General features: G+C 38.4%; 3 protein-coding genes. 1 reads left to right on the plus strand and 2 read right to left on the minus strand.

Features of this window, described 5'->3' with window-relative positions:
• Both AC22ZQ_RS13830 and AC22ZQ_RS13835 read right to left on the minus strand, forming a co-directional pair.
• On the minus strand, positions 1–358 hold a 358-nt coding region (locus AC22ZQ_RS13830), incomplete at its 3' end, for a GTP-binding protein (RefSeq protein ID WP_318959352.1).
• 193 nt (positions 359–551) lie between these two features.
• Positions 552–2,348 carry a DEAD/DEAH box helicase gene (locus AC22ZQ_RS13835; protein WP_318959353.1) on the minus strand — a complete coding sequence of 599 codons (1,797 nt, stop codon included), beginning with the start codon at positions 2,346–2,348 and terminating at the stop codon, positions 552–554.
• A gap of 160 nt (positions 2,349–2,508) precedes the next feature.
• Between AC22ZQ_RS13835 and AC22ZQ_RS13840 the strand changes: the two genes are divergently transcribed.
• Positions 2,509–3,022 (plus strand): PKD domain-containing protein (locus AC22ZQ_RS13840; protein ID WP_318959354.1); only part of this gene is annotated, 514 nt, incomplete at its 3' end.

Below are 3,022 nucleotides of genomic sequence, written 5' to 3' on the forward strand. Positions count from 1 at the left end.
CCATTGATAATGCTTTTTGCAATACAAAACGTGTTTGTGGCATAGGTCCTTCGAAGGCATCTACCAACAAACAAACACCATCAGCCATGTTCAATACACGTTCTACCTCACCACCAAAGTCGGCGTGACCAGGAGTATCGATAATGTTGATTTTTGTGTTTTTGTAAGTAACAGAAACGTTTTTAGAAACGATAGTAATACCTCTTTCTCTTTCAAGGTCATTGTTATCCATCATTAACTCACCTGAGTTATTTCTGTCTCTTTCTGTGAAGCTATCTCCAGCTTCGATCATTCTATCAACCAAAGTAGTTTTACCGTGGTCAACGTGTGCGATAATCGCAATGTTTCTAATTTCCATTGAATAATTCTAAAATCGGCGAAGTCAATATTTTCGAATGCTGCGCCAAATTTGTCATTTTTTACTTTATCCTATATTAAGAGCACATTAAACTTAAAAGAAGTAGGAAGAAGTTTCCTCCCTCCTACTTTTCAGTGTTGTATTCTTAATTTTCTGCTTGAACGAAGATTACTCTACGTTCAATATTTTGCATCTATCTTCTTGCGCTAGTTCTTCTGTTTCCACCTCCAGAACGACCACCTGATGATCTTCTGTCTCTAGAACCAGAGTTTCCTCTTCCACCGCCACTGCGACCTCCGAATCCACCTGATCTACCACGTCCACCAGAAGAACGTCCGCCACCTGAGCGACCTCCACCTGATTTCTCTTTCGATAACTCAACTTTCATTTCTTTACCTTCAAAGTCAGCACCGTTCGCTTTCGCTAAAATTTGATCAGCATCTGTTTTGTCAGCATCGAAGAATGAGTAAGATCCCATAACGTCGATACGTCCGATAGATCCAGAGTTGATTCCTGTAGAATCACAGATTACACGAAGTAATCCCCCTTTGTTCAATCCATCTTTCTCACCAAGCGTTACAAAGAATCTAGCTTTGTTTTCGTCTGTTCTACCACGACCTTTGTTACGATCACCTCTTTCTGGTCTATCGCTTCCTCTGTCTGAAGCAGAAGCATTTAAGTTTCCTGCGTGTTTGTAGTAATCTAAGAATCTGTTAAACTCAGCAGAAACGAACTTTTTGATTACTTCTTCTTTCGTTAATTCTTCGAAGTCAGTAAGTATCGCTGGTAAAAACTTCTCTATGTCAGATTCTTTTACCTCAGTACTTTTCACCTTGTCTATCATTGCCGTTAACTGAATACCACAAATCGCTTGTGCATCCGGAATATTAGCAAATGTAAACTCTGTTCTAATTACTCTTTCAATTGCTCTAATCTTACCTTTCTCTCTTGTGTTGATTAACACTAAAGATTCACCTTTTCTACCCGCACGAGCAGTACGTCCAGAACGGTGTGTATAGTTCTCTATATCATCTGGTAAATTGTAGTTGATAACGTGAGTGATATCATCTACGTCGATACCACGAGCTGCAACATCAGTAGCTACCAACAATTGTAAAGATCTGTTACGGAAAGAATCCATAACTCTATCTCTTTGCGCTTGTGATAAATCACCGTGTAATGCTTCTGCATTGTATCCGTCTTTTCCTAATTTTTCAGCAACCATCTGCGTTTCTCTACGCGTACGGCAGAATACTAAACCGAAAATTGAAGGGTTAAAGTCAATCAAACGTTTTAAAGCGTGGTATCTATCTCTTTCTTTTACACAGAAATAAATGTGCTCAATGTTTGCGTTTGTTTCATTTTTATGTCCAATCGTTACTTCTAACGGATTTGACATATAGTTTTTCGAAATACTTGCCACTTCTTTTGGCATTGTCGCTGAAAACAACCATACGTTCTTCGTAGATGGTGTTTCTTTTAAGATGTAATCCAAATCTTCTTTGAACCCCATGTTCAGCATTTCGTCAGCCTCATCTAAAACAACGTATTGAACGTCGTCTAATTTTGCCGCTTTTCTGTTGATCAAGTCACACAAACGCCCTGGTGTTGCCACTATAATTGACACACCGTCTTTTAAAGCTTTCATCTGGCGACGGATATCCGTACCCCCATAAACTGCTTCTACACGTATAGACTTATCGTACTTGGAGAAATTTTTAAGGTCGCTTGCAATCTGCAAACACAACTCCCTGGTTGGACAAATAACAAGGCCTTTAGGAGACTTTCCTGGCGATGTAATGTTGTTAATCAATGGCAAACCAAATGCGGCTGTTTTCCCCGTCCCTGTTTGAGCCAATCCGACAAAGTCACTTTCCGTTTGCAATAAATGCGGAATTGCTTGTTCTTGAATTGGTGTTGGTGACTCAAAACCAAGGTCTGCTATCGACTTAACTACCTCGCTTCTAAGCCCTAATTCACTAAAGGTCATAAAATATATTATCTAAAATTGACTGCAAAGATACCACATTTAAATGAAACGAGCACATAAGCATGAAAATAAAAGGATTAGTAAAGTTTTAACAACCAAAAGTTTACAAGTTCAGACAACCAATAATAATCTACAAGGTACTTATACTAAACACGTTATCATGAAAACACTTTTACTTTCGATTACAACCCTGTTTCTAGGTCTAATGAGTTATGCCCAAAACTGTGTTGCGGATTACAATGTAAGTAACATTGGAAATAGTTACACCTTTGTTTTTACCGGTAACCAGCCAACCAACGCAAGCATTACCTGGAATATAGGAGGACAAATTTACACAGGTAGCTCTGTTACAACAACCTTGGCAAGTCCAAGTATGGACTACGTTGGATGTCAAGTAACTCTTGTTGATTCAGTAAACAATCTATACTGCACAGATCTAAAAACTGACACATTGTATATCTCCGGGGCAACTAATAGCTACTGTATGGCTGATTTCGATATCATACAGGATTCAACTAATCTTAACGACTACTATGTCGTAAATCAATCTTCGACCACTTCAAGTTTACAATATTTAATTTGGGATTTTGGCGATGGAACTTCGACGAATGATCCTTACCCTTCTCATAATTATGCTAATGTAGGAACGTATGTAATTTCTTTATTTATTTATA

The organism is Lishizhenia sp., assembly GCF_057456495.1.

Coding starts and splice junctions, on each gene's coding strand:
- AC22ZQ_RS13835 (WP_318959353.1), bottom strand. CDS start 2,348: ATGACCTTTAGTGAATTAGGGCTTAGAAGCGAGGTAGTTAAGTCGATA.